We start from the raw sequence: 15,371 nt of genomic DNA on the forward strand, positions 1-15,371 counted from the left end.
TTATTTCCAAATAATAATCCGTTTTTGATTGACCCATTTATTCGTTATTTTTCTGAACAGTGGCTTAAATAAATGACGAGTTTGCGGCAGCAAAAGCAAAAAGCCACAAGCATCTGTTAAAAAGCCTGGAGTTATAAGGAGCAGGGCGCCAATAAAAATACAGAGTGCAGAAAATATTTCATCACCTGGATATTCTCCATGATGAATCTTTCCCTGTAATCTTTTTATCGTTTCCAGTCCTTGCTGCTTTGCAAAATATGTGCCGAGCAGTGCGGTAAAAATAATGAAGACAATTGTCCACAATAGACCAATTGTTTGACCAGCATAAATGAATAAGCCAATTTCTAAAGCAGGTATGAGAATAAATATAATAAACAAATATCTCATTGTTTTGTCCCCCACGTTTTTTCATTATAACATACACATTGTTCCAAAAAATATTCAACTAACAATGCCAAGAAAGTTCAATTTGAATATAATAAGGCCGACTCAAAGCAATGAATCTACAATGCTGAGTCAGCCGCCGTTTGTGTCCGGGAACCATTTACCGCTCTTTCATCAGTAGCTTTCTCTCATCCCGTTATTGATAGGCACAACCTAGCTTTAGCAACGGCTTTCCCCTAAAATCAAGCTAGAAAAGCGCTTGTTGTCCTCCAGCTTAAAAATCCGATCAGATGTTACGATTAGAAGTAAGATTCATCTAAACGCATGGGAGGTTTTTTTCCATTTATCTCCTCTAATACACTTGGCATTTTTTGTTCTAAGCTCTATGTTTATAAAACACTTGCATGGCCGCGATAAATAACCCCTCTGCTGGCATCAACTGTGATTTCTTCGCCATTTTGAACGAGTTTTGTTGCATCTTTTACCCCGACAATAACAGGGATGCCTAGGTTAATGCCAATAACTGCAGCATGGCTTGTTAATCCGCCTTCTTCAGTAATTAACGCACTGCATTTTTCCAATGCCGGCATCATTTCCTTATCCGTTCCAACAGTGATCAAAATTGCTCCTTGCTCCATTCTTTCATTAGCTTCCTTAGCATTGGCAGCAATGATTGCTCTGCCATAACTTGAGCTCCTGCCAATACCTTGGCCTTTTGCAAGAATATCGCCAACAACATGGATCTTCATTAAATTCGTTGTTCCTGTTTCTCCAACTGGCACTCCAGCTGTAATGACGATTAAATCCCCATGCTTTACAAGAGTAGAATTTAAGCTTTCTTGTACAGCTAATTCGAGCATTTCATCTGTAGTCGTCACTTTTCTTCCTTGCTGTGGATGCACCCCCCAAACAAGTGTTAACCGCCGTGAGACGGATTCACTGAAAGTAACGGCAACAATATGGGCTTTAGGGCGATATTTTGAGATCATTCTTGCAGTATGACCGCTTTCTGTAGGCGTGACGATCGCTTCAACATCTAAATTGATTGCCGTATGAGCAACAGACTGGCCAATTGCATCTGTCATATTATGGCTGCTGCTTTTTCGGCGCATTGAGAGAATATCCTTATGCCGCAATGATTGTTCTGCACGTATCGCTATGTTATACATCGTTTGCACCGCTTCTAAAGGATAGAGGCCTGCAGCTGTCTCACCGGAAAGCATGATTGCATCTGTACCATCAAAAATTGCATTGGCGACATCACTCGCCTCCGCCCTTGTTGGTCTTGGATTTCGCTGCATTGAATCGAGCATTTGCGTAGCCGTGATGACTGGTTTTCCTAAATCATTACATTTTTTAATGAGCATTTTTTGAACGAGAGGTACTTCTTCTTCAGGAATTTCAACACCTAAATCTCCGCGTGCAACCATTAATCCGTCGGACACCTTAAGAATATCATCGATGTTATCGACGCCTTCCTGGTTTTCGATTTTAGGAATAATATGTATATGTTCGGCCTGATTTTCCTCTAACAGCTTTCTAATTTCAAGGACATCTGAAGCGCGGCGGACAAAGGATGCTGCAATATAATCGATGTCTTGTTCAATACCGAAAAGAATGTCTTTCGCATCTTTTTCCGTAATACCTGGAAAGTTAACAGAAACGCCTGGAACATTAACCCCTTTATTGTTTTTTAATTTCCCACCATTTAATACTTTCGTAAGGATTTCTTTTTTATCTTTATCTAGTGAAATGACTTCCAATGCAATTAAACCGTCATCTAATAAAATTCTCGCACCAATTTCAACATTATCGATTAGCTCTGGATAAGTGATAGAAAATTTCTCATCTGTTCCTAGTACTTCTTCCATCGCAACAATAACTGTGTTGCCCCCGATTAACTCAATAACCCCATCCTGCATTGTATGGGTACGAATTTCTGGGCCTTTCGTATCGAGAAGGATGCCGATCGTTTTCCCTGTTTTTTTCGCGGCTTCTCGTATACGTTTAATACGTGTTGCATGCTCCTGATGATTGCCGTGGGAAAAATTTAACCTCGCAACATTCATTCCAGCTTCCATCAATTTTTCTAACGTTTCAACACTTTCACTAGCAGGCCCAATGGTGCAAACAATTTTTGTTTTTTTCATTTTGTAATACCCTCCTAAGATTCAGGTGTTTAGTAAAAAGCAGGGAATTCTCTCAATTAAATGGAGAGCTCCTTCGACAAATCATACAATTTTAAATTTAATTGATGTTCGCTAGTTAATGCTTCCACTATGTCATAGTCAATGAGATGGTTTTCCTTGATCCCGACAGCCCTGCCTCCTTTGCCGTCAAGAAGCAGCTCTACAGCACGAGCTCCGAAACGACTTGCTAGCACCCGATCTGCAGCAGTTGGAGAACCTCCTCTTTGCATGTGGCCAAGCACAGAAGCCCTTGTCTCAAAATTGGTTTCTGCTTGAACCTTAGATGCGAATTCCACACCACTCATGACACCTTCAGCAACAATAATGATACTGTGTTTTTTGCCGCGTTCATTCCCCTTCTTTAAACGATCTACAATATCTTTCATCTCAAATTTTTCTTCAGGAATAATGATCGTTTCAGCGCCTCCGGCTAGGCCAGTCCATAGTGCTAGATCACCAGCGCCGCGGCCCATCACTTCAATTACAAATGTTCTTTCATGTGAAGTAGCTGTATCTCGAATTTTATCGATAACATCCAAGACTGTGTTCATAGCAGTATCAAAACCAATAGTAAAATCAGTTCCAGGTATATCATTATCAATCGTTCCAGGAATACCGATACATGGAAAACCTAATTCTGTCAATGCCTTTGCTCCACGATAAGAGCCGTCTCCACCAATTACAACTAAGCCCTCAATCTGGTGCGCTCTTAGCTGCTCGATCCCTTGCTGCTGTCCGGCTTTCGTTTTAAATTCATCACAACGGGCTGATTGAAGAATCGTGCCTCCACGATGAATAATATCCCCAACTGATCCTAATTCCAATTTCTCGATTTTCCCATTCATTAATCCTTGATAGCCTTGATATATACCAAAAACTTCAATATCGTGAAAGATTGCTTTCCTGACAACTGCACGAACAGCAGCATTCATGCCAGGAGCATCTCCTCCACTTGTTAAAACACCTATTCTTTTCATTTCCTCTCACCTCAATATTAGTTTATAAAGATACAAGTAGATTCGCTGGAGGAACTTCTTTTTATTATAACACTTTCTACTTATTTAAAACTTTATACTTAGGGCAAGTTTTTTACATTATAGAATTAAATACAAATGAAAACGGATGACTTACAGGCAGTACCTCTTTTCCTTTAGAGGATACTGCCTGATAAGAATATGACGCCCATTAATTGGTTAAAGTGCTTTAGACAATCTATATTTTCATGCTGCTCTGAAGTAAACTAGTATACTTCCCAATCCTTTTGAATTTTTCATAGCGTTTTTCTACTAATTCTTCAGGAGATAAAACAGAAAGTTCCTGCAATGATCTTTTTAAGACTGCATCAATCGCCTCTGCTTGCTTCTCAACATCTTGATGTGCTCCGCCTCTTACTTCAGGAATAATATCATCAATAATATCTAACGCTTTTAGGTCTGGAGCAGTGATCTTCATTGTTTCAGCGGCACGCTTTGCTAATGATGCATCTTTCCACAATATAGCAGCCGCACCCTCTGGTGAAATAACCGATAAAGTGCCGTTTTCAAGCATATGGATATGATTTCCGACTCCAAGCGCTAATGCACCGCCACTTCCTCCTTCACCAATAACAATACTGACAATAGGGACTTTCAGCCCAGCCATTTCAAAAAGATTCCTGGCAATCGCTTCACTTTGGCCTCTTTCTTCAGCAGCTTTTCCTGGCTCTGCCCCCTTTGTATCGATAAAACAAATAACTGGGCGATTAAATTTTTCAGCTTGCTTCATTAAGCGCAAAGCCTTTCGATAGCCTTCTGGATGCGGCATCCCAAAATTACGCATAATGTTTTCTTTTGTATTTTTGCCTCGTTGCTGCCCAATTACTGTTACCGGAATTCCACGATATTTAGCAATACCGCTAACGATCGCTCGGTCGTCTCCAAATAAACGATCTCCATGCAGCTCAAAAAAATCAGTAAATAAAAATTCTATATAGTCCAGTGTTGTTGGCCGGTCTGGATGACGCGCCATTTGTACACGATCCCATGGTTTCATGTTTTCATAAATATCGACTTGCAGCTTTTCCAGCCGCGCCTCTAATTTTTCAATTTCAACCGATAAATCTACATCAGAGCTCTTAGTAAATTCTTTTAGCTCATTGATTTTTTCACGCAATTCAACAATCGGTTTCTCAAAGCCAAGTACATTTTTCATATCAGCTCACCGCCTTGCTGATGAAGATCAAGGACTTTAGCTAGCGTTTCTTTCAGTTCAAGACGAGGAATGATCGCGTCCAACTGGCCATGTTTTAATAAAAACTCTGCTGTTTGAAAATCCTCCGGTAATTCCTCACGAGTCGTTTGTTCAATAATTCTTCTGCCTGCAAAACCGATTAACGCCCCGGGCTCTGCGAAATTATAATCTCCTAGAGAAGCAAAGCTGGCGGAAACTCCCCCTGTTGTAGGATCTGTCATAATGGAAATAAATAATCCTCCATTAGAACTAAACTTTTTTAGTGCAGCACTTGTTTTTGCCATTTGCATTAAGGACAAAACGCCCTCTTGCATGCGTGCCCCTCCCGAAGCTGTAAAGATAATAAAAGGAACTCCTGTCCGATCAGCCTCTTCAATAGCGCGAGTAATTTTTTCTCCGACAACTGATCCCATACTGCCCATTCGGAAATTAGCATCCATCACAGCAATAATGATCTCATACCCATTAATAGAAGCAGATCCTGTTAACACCGCTTCATTTAATTTCGTTTTCTGACGGTCTTTCTCAACTTTCTCTATATAATCAGGAAAATGCAATGGGTTTTCTGTTGTGAGGTCTGCATCCAGTTCAGTAAAACTCCCCTCATCAACTAAACTGTCTATTCGTTCAAATGCATTCATTCTGTGATGAAAGGAGCAATGAAGACAAACCTTTAAATTTTGGTTTAATTCTTTTGTGTACATTATTTTTTTACATTGTGGGCATTTTGTCATAATCCCTTCTGGTACATCTTGCTTTGCAGATTCAGAAGGAATCGTTGCGTATTTTTTCTTTTTAGGTTTTGGTTTTGAAAATAAGTCTTTTAGCAAGGTGAAACCTCCTTGTAAATAACTGTAACGAGTGCCAATTTTTCATAATAGGAACTCATGCTAAGCTTGCAACAAACTAGTTGCTCGGCATGAGTGAAATAGCTTGTCCCTATTGTAGCAGTTATTTACTATGAAAAATGTAAAAAAACGTCGACCATCCACTTTCATGATGGAATATTTGTTATTCAAACAAACGAAGCAAATGAAAATCAGCGAAATGTTCTTTACTCTTTACCAATCACTGCTAATTCCTCTGTCCGCTTGCGAACGTCCTCTGGATTTATTTTCAAACGAGCTACCCCTGTTTCCATTGCCGTCTTCGCTACAGCTGCTGCAACTGCTGGTGCTACTCGTGGATCAAATGGACGCGGGATTACATAATCTGATGCTAGTTCCTCTTCTGTTATTAGATCAGCGATTGCTTCTACGGCTGCTTGTTTCATTTTTTCATTAATATGTGTAGCTCTGACATCAAGCGCACCTCTGAAAATCCCAGGGAATGCTAAAACATTATTGACTTGATTTGGATAATCAGAACGTCCTGTACCAACAACTTTTGCTCCAGCTTCTATTGCTAGTTCCGGCATAATCTCTGGATTAGGATTTGCCATTGCAAAAATAATTGGATCCTGATTCATCGAAGCAACCATCTCAGATGTTAAAGCACCCGCAACAGAAACACCAATAAATACATCCGCACCCTTTATAACGTCTTCAAGGCTACCTTGGATTTTATCGCGGTTCGTATATTTCGCAACAGTCGCTTTTATCTTATTCATCCCTGCTGGACGTCCTTCATAGATAGCACCTTTTGAATCGCACATAACAATATCTCTAACTCCATAATGATGAAGCAGGCGAATAATTGCAATCCCTGCTGCTCCTGCACCATTAGCCACTACTTTGATTTCAGACATTTTTCTACCGGTTAATTTTAATGCGTTTACGAGTCCGGCAACAGTTACAATAGCAGTTCCGTGTTGATCATCATGAAAAACTGGTATATTTACTTCTTTTTTTAATCTTTCTTCAATAAAGAAGCAATTTGGCGCTGCAATATCTTCTAAATTAACTCCACCAAATGTCGGTTCTAATACTTTGACGGTTTCTATAATTGTTTCCATATCTGTCGTATTTAAGCAAATAGGGAATGCATCTACTCCAGCAAAACTTTTAAAGAGAACTGCCTTTCCTTCCATGACAGGCAACGCTGCTTCTGGCCCAATATTTCCAAGCCCTAAAACGGCTGTTCCATCGGACACAACAGCAACCATGTTCCCTTTCATTGTATATTCATACACAGTTTCTGGCTTATCGTAAATCATTTTACAAGGCTCGGCTACCCCAGGTGAGTAAGCAAGGCTTAAATCCTTTGCATTTTTAACTTCCACCTTTGATTTAGATTCTAATTTTCCTCTATTGACTCGATGCATGTGTAAAGCCTCTTCCCGTAAAGTCAATGATATTCACTCCCTTAGATTCACAAAACTTGTCCTACACATTTTCTCGACAGTTGTCAGACTACATAGTCTATCTTAACAATATAACATATCAGCTTTGCAAGTAAAGACTATTGAATCTCAGCTTTTTGACTATTAAGTGCCTGTCTCCAATGATAAAGGCGAAGAGCACTTATCAAAATATTGTATATTTTTATGGAGATAATCATACTACACTTTCTGCTTTTATGTGTACTAAAAATTCTGCTTCATTTCAAAATAACATTTTCCACTCCTAATATCCCGCTTAATTCAGCGAGACATTTTTCATTTGGATGCACCCAATACTCTTGTTTTAACTGCAGCGTCTGCTGCTTATCTTCATAATATAAGATAACAGGTATATCCCCTTTACAACGCTGAATCACTTGTTGAACTTTGCCAAGCAATTCATAAGATGAATGATCTTTAGTAATTTTTAAAAATAATGTCTGCTTTTTTGCTAATTTTTCCTCTAACATTTCTAATGATTCCATCATGCCGACAATCAGCTGCAACTTGCCATTTCTATTTTCTGTCTTTCCTTTTACTAAAACAACACTGCCTTCTTGACAATAAGGAAGGAAACGATGATAAACAGCTGGAAACAGCACGCAATCTAATTCTCCTGTAGCATCGCTTATTTTCATAAAACACATCACTTCGCCTTTTTTTGTTCTAATACTCTTTGTTTCATGGATATATACACCGAGGGAGACATTTTGTTGAAATTCTTTCAGGTGCATAATCTCTGTTGTCCCAGCAGTATGAAAAAGAGATGCAAATGGCGTTACAGGATGGTCTGTTAAATAAGCGCCTAAAACCCGCTGTTCATGCGCCAGCACTTCAATCATCGTCATTGGTTCAACTTCAACATATTTTGGCTTTAGCTCAAAAAAGTCCCCTTCTGAAAATAAATCATCATCCTCAGTAGGCCGGATAAGAGCAGCATGTTCCATTGCGATGTCCAAGCTCGCCAGCAATACTGCCCGATCTTTGCCAAAAAGATCAAAAGCACCAGAATAGACGAGTGACTCCAACGTTTTTCTAGAACGTGATTTTGCCGGGACACGGATGCAGAAATCAAATAAATCGTGATAAGGCTTTTTTCTCCGTTCAGAAAGGACATCTTTGAGCACCGCAGCTCCTACTCCTTTCACACCAGCAAGACTATAGCGGATGCTGCTATTTTCAACGACGAATGGATAGCTGCTTCTATTAATACAAGGCGGTAAAATATCAATTCCCATTTGTCGTGCCAATCCAATATATTGTACAATCTTTTTTTCATGGCCAATTGCAGAAGTTAATAGAGATGCCATAAAATAAAGTGGATAATGTACTTTTAAATAAGCAAGTTGATAAGCAATAAGGCTATATGCTACAGCATGACTGCGATTAAAGCCATAGTCAGCAAAACGTACGATTAAGTCATATAATGCATGAGCCGTTTTTTCGTCAAATCCATTCGCGATACTCCCTTGAACAAAGCGGCCGCGTTCTTTGTCCAATACCGCTTTTTTCTTCTTGCTTACTGCCCTGCGTAGCAAATCTGCTTGCCCGAGAGAAAAGCCGGCTATTGTTGCTGCAATTTGCATAATTTGCTCTTGATAAACAATGACACCATACGTTACATCCAGTATTTCCTTTAAAGCCGGGTGCGGATAATGAATCGGCTTTCGACCATGCTTGCGATCAATATAAAGAGATATGTTATCCATTGGACCTGGCCGATATAAGGCATTCACAGCAACAATATCTTCAAATTCAGTCGGCTGAAGTGACCTTAGCACCTTTCTCATCCCATCTGATTCAAGCTGAAAAATGCCTGTTGTCTCTCCTTTTCGTAACAAGGAAAAAACTTTGTTATCATCTAGCGGAATGTTCTTAATATCTATTTGTTTCCCTTTTCGGCGAAGCGACTCTAAAATCTGTTCCAAGATTGTTAAGTTTCTCAAACCTAGAAAATCCATTTTTAAGAGTCCTAGTTCCTCTAACACTTCCATTGGATATTGCGTTAAGTAGTTTGCTACGTGTCCCTCTTGAATAGGGATCAGTTCAACGAGCGGTTTTTCACTTAACACAACACCAGCTGCGTGTATAGAAGTATGACGCGGTAATCCCTCTAACCGCTTAGCTGTTTCAAAAAGCTTGCGGTGCACAGTAGACGATTCTACAAATTCCCGCAAGCGAGAGGATTCTTTATACGCTGCTTGAAGCGTCATCCCTATGCGAGCTGGGATCAACTTAGAAAGCTGATCGATCTCCTTTGGACTGAAACTAAATGCTCTTGCTACATCCCGAATGACCGCTTTAGCAGCCAACGTTCCAAAGGTGACAATTTGAGCAACGTGCATAGCACCATATTTCTTCGCCACATACGCTATGACTTCGTCACGACGATGGTCTGGAAAATCAATATCAATATCTGGCATTGAGATTCGTTCTGGATTTAAGAAGCGTTCAAATAATAATCGGTGTTCAATTGGATCAATGTCTGTAATTCGAAGAACATAGGCCACCAAAGAGCCCGCTGCCGATCCTCTTCCAGGTCCAGTCAGCATTCTTTTTTCTCTTGCATATTTCATAAAATCCCAAACAATGAGAAAGTAATCTTGAAAATGCATTTGTTGAATAATTTCTAGTTCAAAAGCAAGTCTTTCACGATAAATAGGGGAAGCTTGAGGGACTCGTTCCTCTAATCCTTGCTCACTCAATTGCACGAGCTTTTCAACAGCTGAAACACCCTTTGGCAGAGGATATTTTGGTAAATGCTGTTCATTCATTGGAATGGTTACATGACAATGACTAGCAACTATATAAGTATTCTCCAATGCATCCACTTCAGCAGAAAACATTTCATGCATTTCTCCAGTTGATTTCAAATAATATGTTTGCTTTTCTTCAGAAAGTGATTCTTGGCCAGAAAGTTTACTCCCATCTCGAATAGCAAGCAAACATTCATATGAGAAGGCATCGTTTTTATGCAAGTATCGAACATCATTTGTTACTACTGCCTTTATATGAAGAGAAGCACCAAGTTTTTTCAAGCGCGGCAAAAGCATTTCTTCTGCTTTTTGTCCATGCATTTGATAAGAAAAGAAAAAAGCATCATCCTCCAGTGCATCACGGTATGCACGAGCAGTGTTCATTGCAGCTTCTTCATTATTTTTCAATAAAAACTGTTCAATCTCACCTTCAACACCTGGTGTTATCCCATAAAGTCCTTCTTGATAACCTTTTAGCCATTTTAAAGAAATGCCTTTAGGAGACTTAGTTTGAAGAATACTAGAGAGCTTCACCAAATTATGGTATCCTTTGTTATTTTTCGCCAGCAAAATAAGTGGAAATGCTTTTTCTGGCTGAATATCACTCAAGATATCAGCGGTCATTCCGATAATGGGCTTGACTCCTTGTTTTAGACATTCCTGATAAAATGGAATTACTCCATACATGACATTGTGATCTGTAATAGCCAGTGCCTTAAACTGATTCTGTTTTGCTTGCTCCACTAATTTTGCAATCGAGATCGTGCTCGATAATAAGCTGTACCCCGTTGCAACCTGCAGGTGAATAAATGACAAGTGAATCCACACCTTTTTACATACTAAAGTCGTTCCATTAGGACTTAAATCCATGGTGCATTCCTTAAGTGACTCACAAATGATGTTACTTTAACAGTACGCCCTGTTCATCCATAACAAGAAGATCTTTACAACATCGTACTATTAAATAGGATGCACCAACTTCCTATTCCTATTATAGTGCTTCTATTGTGAACTACTCACCACTTATCGACCTAGGGTCTGATTGAAGTGGGAGCTTCTTGAGAACTAGATACTTTTGTTAGCTACCTATATTTACCAAGCTATAAGGGCAGTCCCTGCCCATAGAGAAGTGTAATGTTATAGGATTATCCTATTCTTACAAACATATCTTTTGCGTAGTTTGATATTTCTTCATCAAACACTTGTCTACGATGTTTTACTACCAATACAGATGGTAATGAAAGAGAAAAACTGAGTGTTTGTTACTATCTAATTATAGTGCTATCACCTTCTATAGTGTATAGACTGATTATAGAACAATATTTTGGCTTACGCCAACCGAAAATTCATCTCCCACTTTCATTGGGCTACACCCTTCACATTTAGAAGTAGGAGAATTCTTTTCGGAAATCCAGTTAAAAAAGAAAATACGTTCCCTCTACTCTCTCAAAAGTCGAACTTTTGGCCTTTTTATGTTGCCGACCTAAATTCAGGAAAATGGACAAAAGCTAATCTATATCTAACAATCTAGGCGGCTACATACTTAAAAACATGTTTCATAGGCCTACTTTTAACATTTTTATGTTTTTTCATATTTTCTATTGTTGTCCCATATTGTAATAAAAGAAGCCAAACTTTGATGTGGAGATGGTTCTATAATGAATGAGACTTTTTTCCCCTCCTTTTTAAATAGTTTTTTTATCGCTGTTGGGGTGATGCTTGGCGGCTCCATTATTGGCGGGCTTTCCGCTTTTCTAACTGGTGAACCGGTGCTGACTGAAATTTCTCGATTTGCATCAAAGCTAAGAATTTGGGCAATTGTTGCTGCTATTGGCGGTACATTTGATACACTTTACAGCTTTGAAAAAGGATTTTTACAGGGTGAAACAAAAGATTTATTTAAGCAATTTCTATTTTTGCTCGCTGCAATGGGAGGAGCAAAAACCGGGGCATTAATTATTTCTTGGTTGACACAGGAGCATATTGTATGAGAGTTCCATTATTAAGCCGCTATCGATATTTACAGTTGTTGCTGGCAGGCATTGTTCTAGGTGTCTGTATGAGCTGGCTTCTATTTCTTTTCATGTTTGGTACCATTCAAGAGAAACAAACACGTACAATAGAAGAACAACAAAATAAAATCGCTGAAATGAAAAAAACCCTCTCCATTTGGCAAGAGGATTACAAGGAATTAAACAAAAAAAACCAAGAAATATTAACAGTACAAAAGCTTCATATAAAAATAGTCCATAATAAAAAATATCAAATTCATGAAACTCAAAGTATCTTTGAGGCGCAAGAAGCGATAAAAGAAGATCTCCATATGCTGCTTGCAAAGGATCTTGCCTCCATTTATAAAAATCGTGAACTGATCAAAAAAATCATTGAAAATAAAACGCTGCGTATTAACGATCGCAGGTATCGTCTGCAAATTAAAGAAATGTACTTCTATACAACCATCACGGCCATCCTAGAATTAAAGCTTGCAGAGTGAATCAGGTGAAGAAATTTCTTCACCTGATTAAAGACACCAATTAAGTGATTACTTGTTCAAGGTCTGCTAAAACTTTAGCAGCTTCATCCCATTCATATATCGATGCACCGGCTGCAAGTGGATGCCCGCCGCCTTGATACTTCTTTGCGACCCCATTAATTACCGGTCCTTTTGAACGGAGTCTTACCCGAATTTGATCGGATTCTTCGATAAAAAAACACCAAACTTTAATTCCTTTGATATCCCTTAATGAATTGACCAATAACGATGCTTCTGAAGGAAGTACATCAAACCGCTTAAGCAGTGCTTTACTTAATGCAATTGAAGCGATTTCTCCCTTATGAACTTGAAAATGCTGAAGTACATAACCTTGCAGTTTAAAGACTTTTTCATCCATTTCATACAGCTTATCATGCAGTTCGTTGCGATCGAAATCGTAGCAAATGAGTTCACTTGCATATTGCAATGTTTTAGAAGAGCTGTTTGGAAATAAAAACCTTCCTGTATCTCCAACAATCCCTGCATAAATAAGCCGAGCTGCTTCAGCAGTCATTTTTAGTCCCTGTTTTTTCCCTTCTAAATAGAATCTATAGATTATTTCACTAGCAGAGGAAGCGTTTGTGTCGACCCATAGTAAATCTCCATAAGGATCTTCGTTTGGATGATGGTCAATTTTCACAAGCTTTTCTCCCAAATGATAGCGTTCATCGCAAATCCGTTCTCGATTTGCGGTATCACAGACGATGACTAGAGCTCCTTGATAGGTTTCATCTGCGATAACATCCAGCGTACGTAAAAATTGCAAAGTTGGTTCATCTTTTCCTACTGCATATACTTTTTTTTCTGGAAAGGATGCTTTTATGATTTCAACTAAGCCTCCTTGAGATCCATAAGCATCTGGATCAGGACGAACATGACGATGGACAATGATCGTATCGTATTGCAAAATGAGATTTAAAAGTTCATTTGTCATTTTAAACTCCTTTCAATAAGTATTGTTACAGAAGCAGTTAAGGTGCAATATGAGCCGATAAACGTTAAAATAAAGTGAAACTTCCTATGCAGATCGATATGAAATTTTTTACTGCTTGCTATTTGGAAGATAGATAGTTCATTTATGTTATTGTAAAAATGGGGGATAGGCATTGCAAAAGTTGATCGTTATTTTTATTATTGTATCATTCATGTTTTATATCTATTATAAAATTAAACATGTGCGCAGCAAACTTCCGATGACGAAGAAGTATGTAGGAGGAAAATCACGCATGATGCTTGGATTCTTTGTTATGTTTTTTGGAATCAATACGTTATTCATCAACGACAAAATCGTGTCTTATATCATCGCAGGCTTATTTATTATCGTTGGTGCTATAAGCATTTATGATGGATTTCGCCACTACCGCTTCTTTTTGCCGTATGCGATCGAAGAATTTGAAGCTGGCAAAAATCAAAATTAAACTTGCTATCTTCAAGCTTCCCCACTGCACTTGTCTTTGGGGAAGCAGAGGATTGCCTATAGTCAAAAGTTACTAAACAGATACAGCATAACATGAACGCTGATGCTATATTAGACTTCTGAAATACAGATTATAACAGTAAATAACCGTACCGCCATCATTTTATTGGCATTACTTATCAATTAACTGACACATTAATAAGGCTTTGCCAACAAGGACACTCTCCTGATATAATTCTACATCGACTTTTCCGAATTTTCGTCCAGCTTCCAGTACTGTTGGTTGTATCTCGATGATACTTTCCATCTGGACAGGCTTAATAAAATAGATTGTCATATTTTCAATCACAATATCGCTTTTTCTTTGTTGTCGCAGTACCCGGTTCGTCGCTTCATAGACAAGCGTTGAAAATACCCCATAAGAAATTGTTCCAAGCTGATTCGTCATTTGCGGCGTAACTTCAAAGCGATAAATGTTTTCAGGTCCAGCCTTTTGGCCAGCTGACGTGAGTTGAGATGCAATAATATCATCAATCGTCTCCCCCATTTGTGGTTGACGCTGAATCATTTGCATCGCTTTTAAGACATCCTGTCTGCTGATAATTCCTTGTAATTGTTGATAATCATTGATCACTGGCAGTACTTCAATGCCTTCCCAAATCATCATGTGGGCTGCTGAAGCAACACTTGTTTGTCGGACAACCGTAAGAGGATTTTTTGTCATGACTTTTTCTAGCGAAAGATGTAATTTTTGATCCATCACATCCTTTGCTGTCACCATTCCTTGCACCTTCATATTAGCATCGACAACAGGAAAGCGGCTATGCTGTGTTTCGCGTTTTTTTTCAAACCACGCCTCTACTTTGTCAGTTGCATAGAGAAAAGCAGTTTCCTCTACAGGAGTTAATATATCTTCTACTAAGACGATTTCTTTTTTTATGAGCTGGTCGTAAATTGCACGATTAATCATTGCTGCAACTGTAAAGGTGTCATAGCTTGTCGAAATAATCGGAAGCTCCAATTCATCTGCAAGCTTCTTTACTCTTTCTTCCGTATCAAAGCCTCCAGTAATCAGAACAGCAGCACCAGCACGTAATGCCAGCTCATGTGCATTAACCCGGTTTCCAACAATTAAGAGGTTGCCTGCGCCGGTGTAGCGCATCATCGCTTCTAATTTCATTGCACCGATCACAAATTTTGTTAATGTTTTATGTAAGCCTGTCTTGCCTCCCAAGACTTGTCCATCAACAATATTTGTTACTTCAGCAAAGGTCAGCCGCTCTATATTTTCTTTTTTCTTTTGCTCTATACGAATGGTTCCTACTCGCTCTATCGTACTGACATAGCCTTTTAGCTCTGCATCTTTAATTGCTCTATAAGCAGTGCCTTCACTTACTTTAAGGTCTTTTGCAATTTGTCGAACAGAGATTTTTTCTCCAACTGGAAGTGTATTAATATGTTGAATAATTTGTTCGTGCTTAGTCGTCAAGCTTTTCACCCTTTTCCATTTCCGTACTTCTTATGATTATATAGGGAAAAGCTC

Annotated in this window: 12 protein-coding genes and 1 pseudogene; 3 read left to right on the forward strand and 10 right to left on the reverse strand. The window is 38.9% G+C overall.

Translation table 11 applies throughout. The features are described from left to right. The 8 genes and pseudogenes from J2S08_RS01800 to J2S08_RS01835 form a co-directional block, all read right to left on the reverse strand. A complete protein-coding gene (locus tag J2S08_RS01800) occupies positions 1-387 on the reverse strand; it encodes an FxsA family protein (protein WP_307226069.1) in 387 nt (128 codons plus the stop codon). A 386-nt stretch (positions 388-773) separates the two neighbouring features. Further along, positions 774-2,534 carry a pyruvate kinase gene (pyk, locus tag J2S08_RS01805; protein WP_307226071.1) on the reverse strand — a complete coding sequence of 587 codons (1,761 nt, stop codon included), beginning with the start codon at positions 2,532-2,534 and terminating at the stop codon, positions 774-776. Between the two features lie 56 nt (positions 2,535-2,590). Then, complete coding sequence (pfkA, locus tag J2S08_RS01810; RefSeq protein ID WP_307226073.1) at positions 2,591-3,550, reverse strand: 6-phosphofructokinase; 960 nt, start codon at positions 3,548-3,550, stop codon at positions 2,591-2,593. Between the two features lie 235 nt (positions 3,551-3,785). After that, positions 3,786-4,763, reverse strand: coding sequence for an acetyl-CoA carboxylase carboxyl transferase subunit alpha (gene accA, locus J2S08_RS01815; protein ID WP_307226074.1), 978 nt, complete (start codon positions 4,761-4,763; stop codon positions 3,786-3,788). Further along, on the reverse strand, positions 4,760-5,632 hold the full coding sequence (accD, locus tag J2S08_RS01820) for an acetyl-CoA carboxylase, carboxyltransferase subunit beta (RefSeq protein WP_307226076.1): 873 nt from the start codon (positions 5,630-5,632) through the stop codon (positions 4,760-4,762). The genes accA and accD overlap by 4 nt, the downstream gene beginning before the upstream one ends. Positions 5,633-5,856: 224 nt before the next feature. After that, a complete protein-coding gene (locus tag J2S08_RS01825) occupies positions 5,857-7,092 on the reverse strand; it encodes an NAD(P)-dependent malic enzyme (RefSeq protein WP_307226078.1) in 1,236 nt (411 codons plus the stop codon). Positions 7,093-7,340: 248 nt separating this feature from the next. Continuing rightward, on the reverse strand, positions 7,341-10,694 hold the full coding sequence (gene dnaE, locus J2S08_RS01830) for a DNA polymerase III subunit alpha (RefSeq protein ID WP_307226080.1): 3,354 nt from the start codon (positions 10,692-10,694) through the stop codon (positions 7,341-7,343). A 332-nt stretch (positions 10,695-11,026) separates the two neighbouring features. Next, positions 11,027-11,151, reverse strand: a pseudogene (locus J2S08_RS01835) (transposase); the annotation flags it as partial. Between the two features lie 385 nt (positions 11,152-11,536). On the opposite strand from J2S08_RS01835, the gene J2S08_RS01840 reads away from it, so the two are divergent. Both J2S08_RS01840 and ytrI read left to right on the forward strand, forming a co-directional pair. Then, positions 11,537-11,869, forward strand: a complete 333-nt coding sequence (locus J2S08_RS01840) for a YtrH family sporulation protein (RefSeq protein ID WP_307226082.1) — start codon at positions 11,537-11,539, stop codon at positions 11,867-11,869. Continuing rightward, complete coding sequence (gene ytrI / locus J2S08_RS01845; RefSeq protein WP_307226084.1) at positions 11,866-12,372, forward strand: sporulation membrane protein YtrI; 507 nt, start codon at positions 11,866-11,868, stop codon at positions 12,370-12,372. Before J2S08_RS01840 ends, ytrI begins: the two co-directional genes overlap by 4 nt. Positions 12,373-12,412: 40 nt before the next feature. Here the strand turns inward: ytrI and J2S08_RS01850 are convergent, their stop codons facing one another. Then, on the reverse strand, positions 12,413-13,345 hold the full coding sequence (locus J2S08_RS01850) for a DHH family phosphoesterase (RefSeq protein ID WP_307226086.1): 933 nt from the start codon (positions 13,343-13,345) through the stop codon (positions 12,413-12,415). A 172-nt stretch (positions 13,346-13,517) separates the two neighbouring features. On the opposite strand from J2S08_RS01850, the gene J2S08_RS01855 reads away from it, so the two are divergent. After that, entirely contained in the window at positions 13,518-13,829 is a 312-nt protein-coding gene (locus tag J2S08_RS01855) for a YtpI family protein (protein ID WP_307226088.1), read from the forward strand. A gap of 171 nt (positions 13,830-14,000) precedes the next feature. On the opposite strand, the gene J2S08_RS01860 is transcribed toward J2S08_RS01855, so the two are convergent. Next, a complete protein-coding gene (locus tag J2S08_RS01860; RefSeq protein WP_307226089.1) occupies positions 14,001-15,317 on the reverse strand; it encodes a CBS domain-containing protein in 1,317 nt (438 codons plus the stop codon). Between the last annotated feature and the right edge of the window lie 54 nt (positions 15,318-15,371).

It is taken from the genome of Bacillus chungangensis (assembly GCF_030812995.1).
GTDB classification, from domain to species: Bacteria; Bacillota; Bacilli; order Bacillales; family Bacillaceae_C; genus Bacillus_CF; species Bacillus_CF chungangensis.

Coding starts and splice junctions, on each gene's coding strand:
- J2S08_RS01800 (WP_307226069.1), bottom strand. CDS start 387: ATGAGATATTTGTTTATTATATTTATTCTCATACCTGCTTTAGAAATT.
- pyk (WP_307226071.1), bottom strand. CDS start 2,534: ATGAAAAAAACAAAAATTGTTTGCACCATTGGGCCTGCTAGTGAAAGT.
- pfkA (WP_307226073.1), bottom strand. CDS start 3,550: ATGAAAAGAATAGGTGTTTTAACAAGTGGAGGAGATGCTCCTGGCATG.
- accA (WP_307226074.1), bottom strand. CDS start 4,763: ATGAAAAATGTACTTGGCTTTGAGAAACCGATTGTTGAATTGCGTGAA.
- J2S08_RS01840 (WP_307226082.1), top strand. CDS start 11,537: ATGAATGAGACTTTTTTCCCCTCCTTTTTAAATAGTTTTTTTATCGCT.
- ytrI (WP_307226084.1), top strand. CDS start 11,866: ATGAGAGTTCCATTATTAAGCCGCTATCGATATTTACAGTTGTTGCTG.
- J2S08_RS01850 (WP_307226086.1), bottom strand. CDS start 13,345: ATGACAAATGAACTTTTAAATCTCATTTTGCAATACGATACGATCATT.